Source organism: Streptomyces sp. NPDC048002, assembly GCF_040653275.1.
Taxonomy (GTDB): Bacteria; Actinomycetota; Actinomycetes; order Streptomycetales; family Streptomycetaceae; genus Streptomyces.
This window is the reverse complement of the sequence record NZ_JBEZNL010000017.1, coordinates 133298-150961: the sequence shown is the minus strand read 5'-3', so window position 1 is coordinate 150961 and position 17664 is coordinate 133298. Positions and strand designations below refer to the sequence as shown.

15 protein-coding genes are annotated in these 17664 nt (G+C 72.5%); 10 read left to right on the top strand and 5 right to left on the bottom strand.

Features of this window, described 5'->3' with window-relative positions; all coding sequences use genetic code 11:
- Positions 1 to 34 precede the first annotated feature (34 nt).
- The 3 genes from AB0E07_RS21970 to AB0E07_RS21960 all read left to right on the top strand — a co-directional run bounded on the left by AB0E07_RS21970 (position 35) and on the right by AB0E07_RS21960 (position 3030).
- Positions 35 to 796, top strand: coding sequence for a lysophospholipid acyltransferase family protein (locus tag AB0E07_RS21970; RefSeq protein WP_362254533.1), 762 nt, complete (start codon positions 35 to 37; stop codon positions 794 to 796).
- Positions 793 to 1803, top strand: a complete 1011-nt coding sequence (locus AB0E07_RS21965; protein ID WP_362254530.1) for an NAD(P)H-dependent glycerol-3-phosphate dehydrogenase — start codon at positions 793 to 795, stop codon at positions 1801 to 1803. The genes AB0E07_RS21970 and AB0E07_RS21965 overlap by 4 nt, the downstream gene beginning before the upstream one ends.
- Positions 1804 to 1872: 69 nt before the next feature.
- Entirely contained in the window at positions 1873 to 3030 is a 1158-nt protein-coding gene (locus AB0E07_RS21960; RefSeq protein WP_362254527.1) for a D-alanine--D-alanine ligase family protein, read from the top strand.
- Between the two features lie 18 nt (positions 3031 to 3048).
- Here the strand turns inward: AB0E07_RS21960 and AB0E07_RS21955 are convergent, their stop codons facing one another.
- Together AB0E07_RS21955 and AB0E07_RS21950 are read right to left on the bottom strand one after the other, a co-directional pair.
- The gene (locus tag AB0E07_RS21955; RefSeq protein ID WP_362254524.1) at positions 3049 to 3549 is read right to left on the bottom strand and encodes a DUF3515 domain-containing protein; all 501 of its coding nucleotides are present in this window, start codon (positions 3547 to 3549) and stop codon (positions 3049 to 3051) included.
- Positions 3550 to 3569: 20 nt separating this feature from the next.
- Positions 3570 to 3803 (bottom strand): Lrp/AsnC ligand binding domain-containing protein, encoded by a 234-nt coding sequence (locus AB0E07_RS21950; protein WP_003997603.1) that lies wholly within the window; start codon positions 3801 to 3803, stop codon positions 3570 to 3572.
- Between the two features lie 206 nt (positions 3804 to 4009).
- On the opposite strand from AB0E07_RS21950, the gene AB0E07_RS21945 reads away from it, so the two are divergent.
- Both AB0E07_RS21945 and thiD read left to right on the top strand, forming a co-directional pair.
- Positions 4010 to 4975, top strand: coding sequence for a thiamine-phosphate kinase (locus AB0E07_RS21945; RefSeq protein ID WP_351925417.1), 966 nt, complete (start codon positions 4010 to 4012; stop codon positions 4973 to 4975).
- Positions 4972 to 5772: a bifunctional hydroxymethylpyrimidine kinase/phosphomethylpyrimidine kinase gene (gene thiD, locus AB0E07_RS21940; protein WP_362254520.1), complete on the top strand. Its 801-nt coding sequence runs from the start codon at positions 4972 to 4974 to the stop codon at positions 5770 to 5772. Before AB0E07_RS21945 ends, thiD begins: the two co-directional genes overlap by 4 nt.
- 89 nt (positions 5773 to 5861) lie before the next feature.
- Here the strand turns inward: thiD and rpmB are convergent, their stop codons facing one another.
- Positions 5862 to 6047, bottom strand: a complete 186-nt coding sequence (gene rpmB, locus AB0E07_RS21935) for a 50S ribosomal protein L28 (RefSeq protein WP_003993230.1) — start codon at positions 6045 to 6047, stop codon at positions 5862 to 5864.
- 258 nt (positions 6048 to 6305) lie between these two features.
- Here rpmB and AB0E07_RS21930 point away from each other — a divergent pair, with 258 nt between their 5' ends.
- Positions 6306 to 7985 (top strand): DAK2 domain-containing protein, encoded by a 1680-nt coding sequence (locus AB0E07_RS21930; RefSeq protein WP_362254517.1) that lies wholly within the window; start codon positions 6306 to 6308, stop codon positions 7983 to 7985.
- An 83-nt stretch (positions 7986 to 8068) separates the two neighbouring features.
- Here AB0E07_RS21930 and AB0E07_RS21925 read toward each other — a convergent pair whose 3' ends face one another.
- Together AB0E07_RS21925 and AB0E07_RS21920 are read right to left on the bottom strand one after the other, a co-directional pair.
- Entirely contained in the window at positions 8069 to 11005 is a 2937-nt protein-coding gene (locus tag AB0E07_RS21925; RefSeq protein ID WP_362254514.1) for a tetratricopeptide repeat protein, read from the bottom strand.
- Positions 11006 to 12835 carry an HSP90 family protein gene (locus AB0E07_RS21920; RefSeq protein WP_362254510.1) on the bottom strand — a complete coding sequence of 610 codons (1830 nt, stop codon included), beginning with the start codon at positions 12833 to 12835 and terminating at the stop codon, positions 11006 to 11008. It abuts the gene before it with no gap.
- Positions 12836 to 13024: 189 nt separating this feature from the next.
- Between AB0E07_RS21920 and recG the strand changes: the two genes are divergently transcribed.
- From recG to AB0E07_RS21900, 4 genes are all read left to right on the top strand, one after another.
- Positions 13025 to 15238 carry an ATP-dependent DNA helicase RecG gene (recG, locus tag AB0E07_RS21915; RefSeq protein WP_362254507.1) on the top strand — a complete coding sequence of 738 codons (2214 nt, stop codon included), beginning with the start codon at positions 13025 to 13027 and terminating at the stop codon, positions 15236 to 15238.
- Between the two features lie 107 nt (positions 15239 to 15345).
- Positions 15346 to 15933, top strand: a complete 588-nt coding sequence (gene rsmD / locus AB0E07_RS21910; protein WP_362254504.1) for a 16S rRNA (guanine(966)-N(2))-methyltransferase RsmD — start codon at positions 15346 to 15348, stop codon at positions 15931 to 15933.
- 26 nt (positions 15934 to 15959) lie between these two features.
- Positions 15960 to 16439: a pantetheine-phosphate adenylyltransferase gene (gene coaD / locus AB0E07_RS21905; RefSeq protein WP_362254590.1), complete on the top strand. Its 480-nt coding sequence runs from the start codon at positions 15960 to 15962 to the stop codon at positions 16437 to 16439.
- Between the two features lie 58 nt (positions 16440 to 16497).
- Positions 16498 to 17568, top strand: coding sequence for a cell division initiation protein (locus AB0E07_RS21900; RefSeq protein WP_362254501.1), 1071 nt, complete (start codon positions 16498 to 16500; stop codon positions 17566 to 17568).
- The last annotated feature ends 96 nt before the right edge of the window (positions 17569 to 17664 follow it).

The window sequence follows — 17664 nt, the reverse complement described above, 5'->3', positions numbered from 1 at the left end:
TGCGGCCCCCCAGGCCCTAGAGGAAGGTGTCCGCGTGCCCCGCCGCAGAATCGGCTTCTGGTATCGCTTGGCAGCGGTGATCGCCAAACCACCGCTGGTGGTACTGATCAAGCGGGACTGGCGCGGAATGGAACACATTCCGGCCCAAGGCGGATTTATCACCGCGGTGAACCACAATTCGCACGTCGATCCTTTCGCCTACGCGCACTTTCAGTACAACACCGGACGTGTTCCGCGATTCCTCGCGAAGAGCGGACTTTTCAAGAAGGGATTCGTCGGTGCCTTCATGCGCGGCACCGGTCAGATCCCCGTCTACCGCGAGACCACGGACGCGCTGAGCGCCTTCCGGGCCGCGATCGACGCCGTGGAGCGCGGCGAATGCGTCGCCTTCTACCCCGAGGGCACCATCACCCGGGACCCCGACCAGTGGCCCATGACGGGCAAGACGGGCGCCGCGCGCGTGGCCCTCCAGACCAAGTGCCCGGTGATCCCGGTCGCGCAGTGGGGCGCCAACGAACTCCTGCCGCCGTACGGGAAGAAGCTCAACGTGCTGCCCCGCAAGACCTCGAAGGTGCTCGCGGGCCCGGCGGTGGACCTGTCCCGGTTCTACGACAAGGAGATGACCCCGGAACTCCTGAAGGAGGCCACCGAGGTCATCATGGCCGCCGTCACCCGCCTGCTGGAGGACCTCCGCGGCGAGAAGGCACCCGTCGCGGCCTACGACCCGCGCCAGGAGCGGATCGAGCAGCGGCGGCGGAGTCAGGCGGAGTCCGGGCACGAGGAGAAGAGCAAGTGAGCAAGCCCGTCAAGGCGGCCGTCTTCGGCACCGGATCGTGGGGCACCGCCTTCGGCATGGTGCTCGCCGACGCGGGGTGCGAGGTCACCCTGTGGGGGCGGCGCCCCGAACTCGTCGAAGCGGTCAACTCCACGCGCACCAACCCCGACTACCTCCCCGGCGTCGAACTGCCGGAGAACCTGCGCGCCACCGCCGACCCCGCCGAGGCCGCGCGCGACGCCGACCTCACCGTCCTCGCGATCCCCTCGCAGACCCTGCGCGGCAACCTCGCCGAGTGGACCCCGCTGCTCGCCCCGGACACCGTGCTCGTCTCCCTGATGAAGGGCGTGGAGCTGGGCTCCGCGATGCGGATGAGCGAGGTGATCGAGGACGTCGCCAAGGTCGGCCCCCGCCGGGTCGCCGTGGTCACCGGACCCAACCTCGCCCGCGAGATCGCCGCGCGGATGCCCGCGGCCGCCGTGGTCGCCTGCGCCGACGTCACCGTCGCCCAGCGCCTCCAGGCCGCCTGCCACACCGCGTACTTCCGGCCCTACACCGAGACCGACGTGGTCGGCTGCGAACTGGGCGGCGCGGTCAAGAACGTCATCGGGCTCGCCGTCGGCATCGCGGACGGCATGGGGCTCGGCGACAACACCAAGGGCTCGCTGATCACCCGCGGCCTCGCGGAGACCGCGCGGCTCGGTGTGGCGCTCGGCGCGGACCCGCTGACCTTCTCCGGGCTCGCCGGGCTCGGCGACCTGGTCGCCACCTGCTCCTCGCCGCTGTCCCGCAACCACACCTTCGGCACCAACCTCGGCAAGGGCATGACGCTCCAGGAGACCATCGCGGTCACCCAGCAGACCGCCGAGGGCGTCAAGTCCTGCGAGTCGGTGCTGGATCTGGCCCGCCGGCACGGCGTCGACATGCCGATCACCGAGACGGTCGTCGGAATCGTGCACGAGGGCAAGTCCCCGGTGGTCGCGGTCAAGGAGCTGATGTCGCGCAGCGCGAAGCCCGAACGACGCTGAGCGACGCCGGGCGACGCAGGGCCGCGGGCGCTGTCTCAGGGCACTACCACCGGGTACTCTCAACGCGATATGAGCACCGAGAACCTCCCCCAGAGCCCTCAGCAGCCGCCTCGCAAGCCGCGTGTGGCCGTCGTGTTCGGCGGCCGCAGCTCCGAGCACGGGATCTCCGTGGTCACCGCCGGGGCCGTGCTGAAGGCCATCGACCGGACCAAGTACGACGTCCTGCCGATCGGCATCACCCAGGACGGCCGCTGGGCACTCACCGCCGACGAACCGGAGCGGATGGCGATCACCGAGCGCCGTACGCCCAGCGTCTCCGAGCTCGCCGAGTCGAGCGAGGGCGCGGTGGTGCTCCCCGTCGACCCGGGCAGCCGCGAAGTCGTCTACAGCGAGCCCGGATCGGTGCCCAAGGCGCTCGGTGAGGTCGACGTCGTCTTCCCCGTCCTGCACGGCCCGTACGGCGAGGACGGCACCCTTCAGGGGCTGCTGGAGCTGTCCGGTGTCCCGTACGTGGGCGCGGGTGTGCTCGCCTCGGCCGTCGGCCAGGACAAGGAGTACATGAAGCGGGTGTTCACCTCCTTCGGGCTCAAGGTCGGCCCGTACCTGGTGATCCGGCCCCGCGAGTGGGCGCAGGACGAGTCCGCGGCCCGCAAGCGGATCGTCGAGTTCGCCGGTGAGCACGGCTGGCCGCTCTTCGTGAAGCCGGCCCGCGCCGGCTCCTCGATCGGCATCACCAAGGTCGACGACCTGTCCGGACTGGACGAGGCCGTCGCCGAGGCCCAGCGCCACGACCCGAAGATCCTGGTCGAGGCCGCGCTGCGGGGCCGCGAGATCGAGTGCGGGGTACTGGAGTTCGAGGACGGCCCGCGCGCGTCGGTGCCCGCGGAGATCCCGCCGCCGGAGGCGCACGCCTACTACGACTTCGAGGCCAAGTACATCGACTCGACCCCGGGGATCGTGCCCGCCCCGATGACGGACGAGGAGACCGCCGAGGTGCGGCGGCTCGCTGTGGACGCCTTCGACGCGGCCTCCTGCGAGGGCCTGGTGCGCGCGGACTTCTTCCTCACCGAGGACGGGGAGTTCGTGATCAACGAGATCAACACCATGCCCGGCTTCACGCCCATCTCGATGTACCCGAAGATGTGGGAGGCGAGCGGCATCGGCTACGCGGAGCTGGTGGACCGGCTCATCCAGGCCGCGCTGCGCCGCTCGACCGGGCTGCGCTGAGCCCTGGGGGGCGGTGGGTCAGGGGGCGATTCCTTCGGGGATCGCCTTCTTCACTGCCGGGGCCAGATCGATCAGCACGGCCGAGCTGTCCACGCCCTCGGCCACCCTCACCTCGACGTACGCCTCGCGATTGGCGCTGGTGAAACGGTACGCCCCGGAGTCCTGGCGCTCCATCAGCCAGTCGACGCCGTTGACTCCGCCGGCCACCGCGTCGGGGTCGCCCCCGTCGGCGACCTTCGGGTCCGTCATCTTGGGCGGCCGTTCCACACCGCAGCGCAGTATGATCTCCGGGTTTCCCCAGCCCGCGGTCAGTGCCGAGGCGGGTTCGGGGTCGCGGCGGCTCTCACCGGCCACCTTCGCCGGCAGGACGTCGTCCAGTTTCCGACACAGGCCGGCGACCTCGGTGCCCGGAGAGGGAACCGCCGCCGACGCGCCGTCGTCTGCTGAGGAGCAGCCCGCGACGGTGATCGACAGGACGAGCGCGGGCAGACCGATGAGCCGGTGACGCGAAAGGTTCACCGGCCAAGGGTAGACGGGGGCTACAGATGGACGACCGGGCAGGTCAGGGTGCGGGTGATGCCGTCCACTTGCTGGACCTTGGCGACCACCATGCGGCCGAGGTCGTCGACGGTGTCTGCCTGAGCGCGCACGATCACGTCATACGGTCCTGTCACGTCCTCGGCCTGGATGACTCCAGGGATCTTGCTGATCGTCTCGGCGACGGTCGACGCTTTGCCGACCTCCGTCTGGATCAGGATGTACGCCTGTACCACGGAACCTCCAGGGCGGCCACGAGGATCATGTGGGGAAAAGGAACGCCACGGTATCGCGTCGTCGCTCGTCGCGGGGAGACCCGCGGGGCCGGGGGTCCCGCGCCGGGGTACAGGCACGAAAGTGGTTGACGGTCCCCTCGACCGTATCGAGGACAGTAGAGACACGCGACCGGGAATCGGGCAGGGACAGAAGGGGCGTAAGGGCAATGAAGGGCACTGTTGGTGAGCTGGGGGAGTTCGGGCTCATCAGGGAGCTCACCTCCCGTCTCACCACCACCCCGGCGGTCCGGGTCGGCCCCGGCGACGACGCCGCGGTGGTCGCCGCGCCCGACCGCAGGGTCGTGGCGAGCACCGACATCCTGGTGGAGGGCCGGCACTTCCGCCGTGACTGGTCCACCGCCTACGACGTGGGCCGCAAGGCCGCCGCGCAGAACCTCGCGGACATCGCCGCCATGGGCGCGGTGCCCACCGCGCTGCTGCTCGGCCTGGTGGTCCCGGCCGAGCTGCCGGTGACCTGGCCGACCGAGCTGATGGACGGCCTGCGCGACGAGTGCCAGGTGGCCGGCGCCTCCGTGGTCGGCGGCGACGTCGTACGCGGCGACTCGATCATGGTGTCGATCACCGCGCTCGGCGACCTGCGCAACCAGGAGCCCGTCACCCGGGCCGGCGCCCAGCCCGGCGACCTGGTCGCGGTGACCGGCTGGCTGGGCTGGTCCGCGGCCGGATTCGCCGTGCTGTCCCGGGGGTTCCGCTCGCCGCGGGCGTTCGTGGAGGCGCACCGGCGCCCCGAGCCGCCGTACCACGCGGGTCCCGCGGCGGCCGGGCTCGGCGCCACGGCCATGTGCGACGTCAGCGACGGACTGATCGCCGACCTCGGGCACATCGCCGAGGCCAGCAAGGTCCGTATCGACATCCGTTCCGGCGCGATCGACATCCCCTCGCAGATGAACGACATCGGGCAGGCCGTCGGCGTCGACCCCATGCAGTGGGTGCTCACCGGGGGCGAGGACCACGCGATCGTGGCGACCTTCCCGCCGGACGTGAAGCTGCCCGCCCGCTGGAAGGTCATCGGCGAGGTCCTCAACCCCTCGGCGCTGCCCCAGGTGACGGTCGACGGGGCGCCCTGGACCAGCAAGGGCGGCTGGGACCACTTCGGGGACATCGAGTCGTGAGCGCGCCGCCGAGGGTGCTGACGGTCGCGGGCTCCGACTCCGGTGGCGGGGCGGGGATCCAGGCCGACCTGAAGACGATGCTGGCGCTGGGCACGCACGGCATGAGCGTGATCACCGCCGTCACCGCGCAGAACTCGCTGGGCGTGCAGGGGGCCTGGCCGCTGCCCGTGGAGGCCGTGGTCGCGCAGTACCGCAGCGTCGTCGACGACATCGGCGTCCAGGCGGTGAAGACCGGCATGCTGGCCTCCGCGGAACTCGTGGAGGCGGTCGCCGAGTTGCTCGGCTCCACCGACGCCCCGGCCGTCGTCGACCCGGTGGGCGTCTCCAAGCACGGGGACTCGCTGCTGGCGGCCTCCGCGCTGGACTCCGTCCGCACCAAACTGCTGCCGGTGGCCACCGTCGCGACGCCGAACCTCGACGAGGTGGCCCAACTCACGGGGGTGCGGGTCACGTCCGAGGACGATCTGCGGCGGGCCGCGGGGGCCGTGCTGGCGTACGGGCCGCGCTGGGTCGTGATCAAGGGCGGTCATCTCGCGGGCGAGGCCGTGGACCTGCTCACCGACGGCTCCGAGGAGCACTGGCTGCGCGCCCCGCGCCACGACAACCGCCACACCCACGGCACCGGCTGCACCCTGGCCTCGGCCATCGCCTCGGAACTGGCCAAGGGCCGGTCCGTGCCGGAGGCGGTCACCGCGGCCAAGGCGTACGTCACCTCCGCCATCGCCGCGGGCTTCGCCCTCGGTGGGGGGATCGGGCCCGTGGATCACGGCTGGGCCCTCGGCGTCCGCGCGGACTGAACCGTCCCGGTGCATGCAAAAAGCCGGTCCACACGAGGTGGACCGGCTCAGTGCAGCGAACCAGCAGTGGCCGCGCGCTCAGCGATGTGTCAGCGCGAGACCTTGCCGGCCTTGATGCACGAGGTGCAAGCGTTCACGCGCTTCGGCGTCCCGCCGACCACGGTACGGACGCGCTGGATGTTCGGGTTCCAGCGACGGGACGTACGGCGGTGCGAGTGCGAGATGTTGTTGCCGAAGCCCGGCCCCTTGCCGCAGACGTCGCAGTTGGCAGCCACGGGTCACTCCAAAGACTTCAGATGCACTTACGGTTGATCCCGGCAGGCCGGGATCGAGATCGAAGGATCAGACATCCGAGTGGCGTTGCCAGGGGGAATGGCCCGATCTGGATCGGGCAACCGGAGCAGCATACAACGACTGCGCCAGTAGAACGAAACTACCATGGCTGCTCAGGGGCCCGCTCCCGGCCCTCTTCCGGTGCGCCCGGTCCCTGGGTCTACGCTGCGTCCCACGGTCGGCAGCTCAAGGAGGCGCAGGTGGCGCAGGTGCCGCAGACATTCCTCGATGCTCTCGCGGTACGCACCTGGTGCGCTCTCGCGCTTCAGGCACTGGGGCGGGCCCGCGAGGAGATCGACGCGATCAACGTCTACCCCGTGGCCGACGGCGACACCGGCACCAACCTGTATCTGACCGTGGAGTCGGCCGCCGCGGCCGTCGAAGCGGTCTTCGTCGGGCACGAGACCGGCGCCGCGGCCGGATCCGCGAACGGCTCGGCGGCGGGGGTGCCCTCCCTGGCCGACGCGGTCCGCGCGATGGCGCACGGCGCGCTCATAGGGGCCCGTGGCAACTCCGGGACGATCCTGGCGCAGCTGCTGCGCGGCATGACCCAGGTGCTGGCCGCCGACGGTGACACGCCTCACGCCGACGCGGACGGGCTGCGGCTCGCCCTGCGGCACGCCGCCGACTCCGCCCGCCGGGCCGTCGCCCACCCCGTCGAGGGCACCGTCCTCACCGTCGCCTCCGCCGCCGCCGACGCGGCCGACGGCGCCGGGGGGGACTGCGGGACCGTCGCGCGGGCCGCCCACGAAGGAGCGCGCGCCGCCCTCGCCGCCACCCCGCACCAGCTCGCCGTGCTGGAACGCGCCGGAGTGGTGGACGCCGGCGGGCAGGGCCTGGTCACGGTGCTGGCGGCGCTCGTGCAGACGTTCACCGGGGAGAAGCCGGCGGCGCCCACGGGCCACGCGCGCGTGCAGGCCGACGACGCCGAGGAGTGCGCCACCCCCGACACCGGCGGGCCCGCCTTCGAGGTGATCTACCTGCTGGAGGCCGAGGACGCCGCGGTCGACCGGCTCCGCGCCCGCCTCGACGCCCTCGGGGACTCGCTGGTCGTGGTCGGCGGCGACGGCCTGTGGAACGTCCATGTGCACGTCGACGACGCCGGTGCCGCCGTGGAGGCGGGCGTCGAGGCGGGACGGCCGTACCGGATCAGGATCACCCACTTCGCCGCCGGCGATGTGCACACCACCGGGGGTGAGCGGCCGCCCCGGGAACGCATCCAGCGCGCTGTCGTGGCCGTCGTCCCCGGCGCCGGGCTCGCCGGGCTCTACACCGAGGCCGGCGCCACCACCGTGCTCGCCCGCCCCGGCGAGCCGCCCGCGAGCGGCGAGCTGGTCCAGGCCGTACGGCGTGCCCACGCGCGCGAGGTCGTCCTGCTGCCCAACGACGCCGAGCTGCGGCACACCGCGGCCGCCGCCGCCGAGCAGGCCCGCGCCGAGGGCATCCGGGTGGCCCTGATCCCCACCCGCTCCGCCGTCCAGGGCATCGCCGCCCTCGCCGTGCACGAGCCGGAGCGGCGCTTCGACGAGGACGTCGTGGCGATGACCTCGGCCGCCGGCGCCACCCGCTACGCCGAGGTCGCCGTCGCCGAACGCCAGTCCTGGACCATGGCCGGCATCTGCCAGGCCGACGACGTCCTCGGTCTCATCGACGGCGACGTCGCCGTGATCGGCGGGGACGTCATCGCCACCGCCGAGACGGTTCTGGACCGGATGCTCGCGGCCGGCGGCGAACTGGTCACCCTCGTCCTCGGCGACCAGGCGCCCGACGGCATCGCCGAGCACCTCGAAGCCCGCGTGCGGGAGTCCTACCTCGCCGTCGACACGGTCGTCTACCGGGGTGGCCGGCAAGGGGCCCTGCTGCTCATCGGCGTGGAGTAGGGGCCCGGAGCAGGGCCCCGGAGAAGGGCCGCGGGCCAGGGCCCCGGAGAAGGGCCGCGAGCCGGGCCCCTCGTCCGGGCGGCTCAGTTCTCCTCCACCGTCTCCAGCAACTGGCGTGCCTCCGAGCGCCGTTCCCCGGCCGGCCCGTCCTCCTCGCCGGGGTCCTCGTAGGACGCCAGCACGGCACGCGCGTGTGCCGCCGCCTCCGCGGGCCGGCCCAGGTCGGCGGCGAGCCAGCCCGCGGCCAGCTCGGCGCCGGTCCGGGCGTGCCGGGCGTCGTCCCCCAGCTCCCCGAACACCGTGACCGCCTCCACCATCTGGGACAGCGCGTCCCGCAGGGCCGAACTGATCGACTCGTCCTCGTCGTCCTCCGCGGCGGACCGGGCGAGCAGGTCGCCGAACTGGCGGTGCGTATGACCCAGCTCGGCCGTCAGCCGGTCCCGCGCCTCCTCGTCCAGCGCCGCCCGCCGGGCCGCCGCGCACTCCCCGACCGCCTCCGTCATCAGCGCCCGCGCCCCGTCCCCGCCGTTCTCGGCCCGCAGCGCGAGCCAGGCGCGGGCGCGCAGCGAGCGCACCAGACCCTGGACGTTGCCCAGCCGGCCCCACAGCTCCCCGGCGCGCGCGTAGGCCCGGTCCGCCTCCTCGTGCAGACCGGCTTGGCCGAGGGACTCGGCGGCGAGGTGGGCGAGGGTCGCGTGGTCGTGCTGCTCGGGCCAGTGCCGGGCGATCTCGGCCGCCTGGAGCCTCCGTTCGGCGGCCTCCCGGTGCTCACCGAGTTCGCTCAGACAGTCGCCGAGCCACCACTGGGTCTGCACGACCGCGCCGTCGCCGTGCGTCTGCGGTGTCAGGTCCGGCAGCGCCGACTCCAGTACCTCGGCGGCCTCCGCCCAGCGCCCCTGCCGCAGCAGGAACCCGCCGAGCTGATGCCGTGCCCAGGCGCCGAGCGTCGGGCCCTCGCCCGCCTCGTCCGCCCAGTGCGCCGCCTCCAGGGCGTGCTCGGCCGCCTCCTCCGACAGACCCCGGCCGCCCAGCACCTCGGCCAGCTGGAGGTGCAGCTGCGCCCGGCCCGGCGGCTCCAGATACGGACCTCCGTGCTCCAGGGCCGCCCGCAGCGCCCGCTCCGCCTCCACGATGTCGCCGAGATGGTGGGCGAGCCCGGCCAGCCGTGCCTCGTACTCGACCGCGAACCAGGGCAGGCCCGCCCCCACGAACTCCGCCGCGGCCCGCGCGAACAGCTCGGCGGCCGCCTCCACCTCGCCCGACAGCGCCGCCAGTTCGGCGAGCATCGCCCGCGCCTCCGCGGCCCGCGCGGCCAGCCGCACCTCCTCGGCGGTGCGCCCCTCCACCAGCGCGAGGACCTCGCGCGCAGCGGCCTCGGCGGCGCCCAGGGCCGCCGGACCGGCCGGACCGTCGGCCTCGTGGACCTGCCGCATGAGCACCCGCGCCCGGCCCATCAGCACCGCCGCCGTCTGCCGCAGACCCGTGCCGTCCTCGGCGTACAGCGCGAGCACCCGGTCGTAGGGCTCCGCGACCCCCGCGAGCGCCTCCTCCAGCCGTCCGGTCAGCGCGCGGACGTACGCCGCACGTGTGCGCGCGGCCAGCGCCTCGCCGGGGTCGCCCGCCTCCGCGTACAGCTCGGCGGCCCGCTCGAACAGCTCGACTCCCTCGGGACCGCGGTCCATGGCCAGATGGTCGGTGATCTCCGCCCGGTCGCGGACCTCCAGGTCCAGGCCCTCGGCGGTCCGCGCGACCGCGGCCCACGCCTGGACGGCGTGCGGCTGCAAGGAGTCCGACAGCCGCCGGGCCTCGGCCAGCAGGGTCGGCAGATCCGCCTCCACGGGCTCATCCTGCGCCGGAACCTCCGGCACCGGAACAGCGGCGGCGGTCGTCGCCGGACGGGCCCCGCGCACCCCTAGCGGCAGCCGCTCCACCAGCGGCTCCTGCGCCATCCGGGACCGTGCCAGGTCGCTGATGTGGGACGTGCCGTTGCGCCGGTCGAATCGTTCCGCCAGATCCAGCGCCTCCGCCCGCGCGTGTGCGGCCAGATCCCGGGCCGTCCAGGTCAGGCCGGCCGGCCCCGGCACCCGCTGCCCGCCGAGCCCCAGCCCGGTCAGCCGCTCCATCAGCAGCGTCACCACGGACAGGAACTCCATCCTGCTGCGCGGATGCCCGGTGTCGGTGAAGTACGCGGGGCGTTCCGCGAGCAGTTCAAGCCCGCGGGCCTCGTTGCCGGTCAGCGCGCAGAACTCGACGTGGTCGGCGTAGGCGCCGCGCATGCTCTCCATGGGCCGCACCAGCCGGAAACCGCGCAGATGGTGGGCGCGGGCCTCGTCCGTCCGGCCCAGCCGCAGCAGGGAGTTCAGGGAGGAGGCGAGCGCCGTGTGCGGCTCGTGCGCGCAGACGAACTCGCCCTCCAGGACCGGTCCCCACAGTTCGAGCGCCTGCTCGTCCCGGCCCCGCTGCGCCTGCCACCAGCCCTGCCCGTGCAGTTCGCAGGCATGGCAGTCGGCCATGCTGTCCCGGTCGGCGGCCAGCCAAGCGGTGTACGCCCGTTCGGCGCGCGGCACGTCCCCGATGTGCGCGGCGACGCTGAACTCCGCGCTGCGCACGGCCCGTTCGGAGTGCCCGGCGAGCCGGTAGCGGTGCTCCATCTCGCCGAGCCACTTCTCTATGGAGGCCAGCGGGACGTGCGGCTGGTCGAGCATGCCGGCCGTCATCCACTTGAACACCCAGTGCAGGGAGTGCGTCTCGTACGCGTCGAAGTCCTCGGGCCGTTCGTCCCACATGCGCAGCAGCCGCGCGAACGGGACGAACATCTTGTCCTTCTCGGAGCTGTAGTTGTAGACCGTCAGCTGGTGCCCGAGCGCCTCGACCACGGCGAGCGGGATGTCCAGCCGCTCGGCCTCGGCGAGCAGGTGCTCCGCCCGTGCGTTGCGGGCCGGTCCCTCCGGCTGCTCGGCGTTCTCCGCCATCGCGCGGCGCAGCGCGTCGAAGGCCGCGTTCCCGTCGGTTCCGTCCATTCAGCGGCCCTCCTCGCCGTTCGTGGCCCACTCCAGCAGGCCGATGAAGGCCCGGTTCAGCAACGCCGAGTCCGCGGGCCTGAGCGGACGCTGCGCCATCAGCAGGGCCTGGCCGTACAGCGACTCGGTGGCGGTGCCGATCAGCTCCGCGTCGCCCAGTGAACTGATCCGCCTGATCAGCGGGTTGAGGTGATTGAGCACCAGCCGCGCGCGGGGCGCGCCGCCGCGCAGCGAGCCGAGGATGCCCGCCCACAGGTCGTCCGCCCGCTCCTCGGCCTCGGCCCGCGCCTGCTCGTGCCGGGCCGCCCGGTCGTCCAGGTGCAGCGCGGGCACGGACAGCGGGTGGAAGGACCTGAGGACCACATCGCAGCCCAGCGGGTCGAGCCTGGCCCGCGCTGCGGCGAGGAACCCGGCCAGCGCCAGCTCCTCGGTGGGGTCGACCGCGTCCAGATGGGCGGTGACGGTGTCCGCGTCCAGCTCGGCGACCACGGTTCCCGGACGCACCGAGGGCAGCGCCTCGACCAGCTCGCTGTCGTAGGTGTAGCCGCCGTTGATCACCCCGACGCCCTGGGCGGAGGCGATCGGCGCGACCTGCCGGTACTCCTCGACGGTCCGCGTGAAGTGCACCACCGGGTGCCGCTGCGCGAACTCCTCCAGGGACAGCCGCCCGTCGGTGGTCTCGAACGGCAGCCACGGCAGCATCGTGCGCAGCATCTCCCGGTCGTGCCGGGCCAGCGACTTCACGCCCAGGTGGTGCACGGCGAGGAAGGCCGCGAGCCGCTCCGGGTCACCGGCCGCGAGCCCGGTCAGCCACGACCGGATCCGCTCGCCGAGCGCCTCCCGCACGGCCGCCAGCGTCTCGTCCTCGTACAGCGACTCGCGGGAGGCGGTGGGCCGCAGGCTGTCGGTGTCCAGCACACAGCGCACGAAGAACGCCCAGTCGGGCAGCAGTTGCTCGGCCCGCTCGGTGAGCAGCATGCCCTTGAGATGCACCCGGTGACCGGCCCGCCGGGCGGGGCTCACCGCGGACGGCAGCACGTACGCCACCCCGCGGATCCCCGCCAGGGGCACGTTCAGCTCGATCGAGTCCAGCGGGGTGAACCCGAACAGGTCGTGGCAGTGCCGGGCCAGCGCCACCCGCCGGTTGGCGGGGGAGGGGTACGAACGGTCCCAGGGCGCGGGGAGGTCGGTGACCTCCTCGTCGTCCACGCGCACGTCGTACGGGAGCAGCGCGCCGAAGTCCCGCGCCAGCGCGAGCACCCGTTCCCGGGTCAGCCACTCGCCGGCACCGGCACGTGCCACCAGGTGCACGGTGGTGCCCGGTTCGGGACGTTCGGCCGCGGGCAGCGTCCGCACGGTGTACGAACCGTCGTCCGCCGCCGTCCACTCCACCGGTGGCGCGTCGGGCGTACGGGCGCTGCGGCTGACGACGCGGATCCGCTCGGCCACCACGAAGCAGGCCAGCAGTCCGATGCCGAACTGGCCGAGGAAGTCGGAGCGGGCGGACTGGAGTCCGTCGGCCCGCTTGGAACTGCGGCCGATCGTGGCGAGCAGGCTGTGCACATCGGACTCGGTCAGCCCGATGCCGGAGTCCTCCACCCGCAGCCCGCCGCCCGGATCGGCGTACAGGCGCACCCGCGCCGGGGCGTCGGGCTGCTCGGCCCGCCGGGCGGTGATGGCGTCCACGGCGTTCTGCAGCAGTTCGCGCAGATAGACCTTGGGACTGGAGTAGAGGTGATGGGAGAGCAGGTCCACCAGACCGCGAAGGTCGACCTGGAACGTGTGAGGTGACTGGGATGCCTGGGATGACTGAGAGGTCTGGGAGTCCATCGTCGCTGCACCGGTGGGGGGAGGGGGGCGGCGCGGGGTCGGGCGGTCCGTGTGAGGCGATGACCGCGAAGGATGGCCGTGAGACGCGTCATCCTAAGTCCCTATCCAGCCGTCTGACCAGGGGTTTCCCAGGACTTGTACGGCTCTTGGGCGGGGACCTGCCCGAGGTTGTCAGTGCCGTGGTGTGCAATGGATCTCGTGCCCGCACTGCAAGAACCACTCCAGCAGCCACTGAAGTCGGTGCTCGGCCCCGCCACCGCGAAGGTGATGGCCGAGCACCTCGGCCTGCACACCGTCGGCGACCTCCTGCACCACTACCCGCGCCGGTACGAGGAGCGCGGGCAGCTCACCCCCGTCGCCGACCTCCCCATGGACGAGCACGTCACGGTGGTCGCCCAGGTCGCCGACGCCCGGCTGCACACCTTCGCCTCGGCCAAGGCCCCGCGCGGCAAGGGCCAGCGGCTGGAGGTGACCATCACCGACGGCAGCGGACGATTGCAACTGGTCTTCTTCGGCAACGGCGTTCACAAGCCCCACAAGGAGCTGCTGCCCGGCACCCGGGCGATGTTCGCGGGCAAGGTCTCCCTCTTCAACCGCCGCCTCCAGCTCGCCCACCCCGCCTACGAACTGCTGCGCGGCGACGGCGAGGAGTCGGTGGAGACCTGGGCCGGCGCCCTCATCCCGCTCTACCCCGCCACCGCGAAGCTGGAGTCCTGGAAGATCGGCAAGGCGCTCCAGACGGTGCTGCCGACGGCCCAGGACGCCGTGGACCCCCTCCCGGACAGCCTCCGCGAGGGCCGCGGACTGGTCTCCCTGCCCGAGGCCCTGCTCAAGATCCACCGCCCGCACACCAAGGCGGACATCGCCGACGCCCGCGCCCGGCTGAAGTGGGACGAGGCCTTCGTCCTCCAGGTCGCCCTGGCCCGCCGCCGCCACGCCGACGCCCTGCTCCCCGCGGTGGCCCGCACCCCCCTCCCCGACGGCCTCCTCACCGCCTTCGACGACCGCCTCCCCTTCACCCTCACCGAGGGCCAGCAGCGGGTCTCCGCCGAGATCTTCACCGACCTGGCCACCGAACACCCGATGCACCGGCTGCTCCAGGGCGAGGTCGGCTCGGGCAAGACCCTGGTGGCCCTGCGCGCCATGCTCGCCGTCGTGGACGCCGGGGGACAGGCCGCGATGCTGGCCCCCACCGAGGTGCTCGCCCAGCAGCACCACCGGTCCGTCGTGGAGATGATGGGGGAGCTGGCCGAGGGCGGCATGCTCGGCGGGGCGGAGCACGCCACCAAGGTGGTGCTGCTGACCGGGTCCATGGGCACCGCCGCCCGCCGTCAGGCCCTGCTCGACCTCGTCACCGGCGAGGCCGGCCTGGTCATCGGCACCCATGCCCTGATCGAGGACAAGGTGCAGTTCCACGACCTCGGCCTGGTCGTGGTCGACGAACAGCACCGCTTCGGCGTCGAGCAGCGCGACGCCCTGCGCGGCAAGGGCAAGCAGCCGCCGCATCTGCTGGTCATGACGGCCACCCCCATCCCGCGCACGGTCGCTATGACCGTCTTCGGCGACCTGGAGACCTCCGTCCTGGACCAGCTCCCGGCCGGCCGCTCACCCATCGCCAGCCATGTCGTCCCCGCCGCCGACAAGCCCCACTTCCTCGCCCGCGCGTGGGAGCGGGTGCGCGAGGAGGTGGAGAACGGCCACCAGGCCTACGTGGTCTGCCCCCGCATCGGGGACGAGGAGGAGGACGGGAAGAAGACCGGGAAGCAGACCGGCGAGGACGCGGACAAGCGGCCCCCGCTCGCCGTCCTCGACGTGGCCGACCAGCTCGCCCGCGGCCCGCTGAACGGTCTGCGGGTGGAGGTGCTGCACGGCAGGATGCACCCCGACGACAAGGACGCGGTGATGCGTCGGTTCGCCGCGGGGGAGACCGACGTCCTGGTCGCCACGACCGTCATCGAGGTCGGCGTCAACGTCCCCAACGCCACCGCGATGGTGATCATGGACGCGGACCGCTTCGGCGTATCCCAGCTGCACCAGCTGCGCGGTCGGGTCGGCCGCGGCTCGGCGCCCGGCCTGTGCCTGCTGGTCACCGAGATGCCCGAGGCGAGCCCGGCCCGGCAGCGGCTGAACTCGGTGGCCGCCACCCTCGACGGCTTCGAGCTCTCCCGTATCGACCTGGAGCAGCGCCGCGAGGGCGACGTCCTCGGCCAGGCCCAGTCCGGCGCCCGCACCAGCCTGCGGATGCTGGCGGTCATCGAGGACGAGGAGATCATCGCGGAGGCCAGAGCGGAGGCCACGGCAGTGGTGGCGGCCGACCCCGAACTCCAGGACCTCCCGGGTCTCAAAACGGCCCTGGACGCCCTCCTGGACGAGGAAAGAGAGCAGTACCTCGAAAAGGGGTGAGGCGGAACCCCCTGGGGGCGCGGGGCTGTAATCCATATGCGGCTACCGCCGCGCGGGCGCGACCAGCCACACTGATACCTCAAGCCGCTCACGGAGAAGGACCCAAGATGACCCGCGTGATCGCCGGCACAGCCGGCGGCCGTCGCCTGGCCGTGCCGCCAGGCACCGGCACCCGCCCCACCTCGGACCGCGCACGCGAGGGTCTCCTCTCCACCTGGCAGTCCCTCCTCGGCGGCGCCCTGGACGGCGAACGCGTCCTGGACCTCTACGCCGGATCGGGCGCCGTGGGCCTGGAGGCCCTCTCCCGGGGCGCGAGCCACGCCCTCCTGGTCGAGGCGGACGCCCGCGCCGCCCGTGTGGTCCGGGAGAACGTGAAGAACCTCGGTCTCCCCGGCGCCGAGGTCCGCGCCGGTAAAGCGGAACAGATCATCAGGACACCGGCGCCTGAACATCCGTACGACATCGTCTTCCTGGACCCCCCGTACGCCGTGACGGACGACGATCTTCGGGAGATTCTCCTCACACTCCGCACCGAGGGCTGGCTCGCCGAGGACGCCCTCGTCACCGTGGAGCGCAGCACCAGAGGTGGCGAATTCCGCTGGCCGGACGGTTTCGAAGCGATCCGGGCCCGTCGCTACGGCGAGGGAACGTTTTGGTACGGTCGCGCCGCCTCACCGTGCGAAGACGCACGATGACCGGACCGGAGAGCGAGGGACCTCAAGTGCGCCGTGCCGTCTGTCCCGGGTCGTTCGACCCGATCACCAACGGACACCTCGACATCATTGCCCGTGCCTCCAGGCTGTACGACGAGGTCTACGTCGCGGTGATGATCAACCAGTCCAAGAAGGGCCTGTTCGAGGTCGAGGAGCGCCTCGAACTCATCCGACGGGTCACCGCCGAGTACGGCAACGTGAAGGTCGAGGCCTTCCACGGACTCCTCGTCGACTTCTGCAAGCAGCGCGACATCCCCGCCATCGTCAAGGGCCTGCGCGCGGTCAGCGACTTCGACTACGAGCTGCAGATGGCCCAGATGAACAACGGCCTCTCGGGCGTGGAGACCCTCTTCGTCCCCACCAACCCGACCTACAGCTTCCTGTCCTCCTCGCTCGTCAAGGAGGTCGCGACCTGGGGCGGCGACGTCTCGCACCTGGTGCCCCCGCAGGTACTGGAAGCCCTGAACGAGCGTCTGCGCAAGGACTGATGGGGCTACAGTCGACCCGTCCGTCTCCAACACGGCTGTAGAGAGTGGCGAGCACACGATGGACGTGCAGAAGAAGCTCGACGAGATCGTGTCCGCGGTCTCCAGTGCCCGGTCGATGCCGATGTCGGCCTCGTGCGTGGTCAACCGCGCCGAGCTGCTCTCGCTGCTCGACGAGGTCCGCCAGGCGCTGCCCGGCTCCCTCGCGCAGGCGCAGGAGCTGATCGGCGACCGTGAGCACATGGTCGAGCAGGCCCGCGCGGAGGCCGAGCGGATCATCCAGGGCGCCCACGCCGAGCGCGGCTCGCTGATCTCCGACACGGAGGTCGCCCGCCGCTCCCAGGCCGAGGCCGACCGGATCCTCTCCGAGGCGCAGAAGGAGGCCGAGGACGTCCGCGCCGAGGCCGACGACTACGTCGACTCCAAGCTCGCCAACTTCGAGGTCGTCCTCACCAAGACCCTCGGCTCCGTCGGCCGCGGCCGAGAGAAGCTGCTGGGCACGGGTCCGGGCGTGGACGAGCAGGGCTACGAGGACGAGGACGCCCCCGAGCGCTCCCACGACCCCGAGACCCTGCGCCGCAGCGCCGACGAATACGTCGACGTCAAGCTCGGCGCCTTCGAGGCGGTCCTGGCCAAGACCCTGGAGGCGGTCGGCCGCGGCCGCCAGAAGCTGCACGGCCGGATCGCCACCGACGACCTGGGCTCCCTCGCCGACGATCTCGGCACCGTCCAGCACTCCAGCGACGCCGACTACCTGGCCGACCTCGCCGCCCTCGCCGAGCAGGACGCCCCGCGCCGGCAACCCGAGCAGCCGGTCTACGCCCCGCCGCAGCCCGCGTACGACGCCCAGCCGTACGACCCGGGATACGGCGGCTACGACCAGCCCGCCTACGCCCAGCAGGACGCGTACGGCTACCAGCAGGCGGACCCCTACGCGGCCGCCTCCGGCTACGCCCCGGCGCAGGACGGCACGTACCAGGGCTACGACGCCCAGCAGGGCGGGTACGACCCGCACCAGGTGCCCCAGCAGGCTCAGCAGGGGTACGCCCTCGACGAGACCAGCCTCTTCGACACCAGCATGATCAGCGCGGAGCAGCTGCGCGCCTACGAGCAGGGTCGCGGCCAGGGCTGAGCCCGCCGGGCGGCGCCGGGAGCACCGGATTGGGCTGACAGCGAAAGGTCCAGTATCCTGGCTCTTCGGTCGCGCGTACGTCCGCGATCAGCGCTG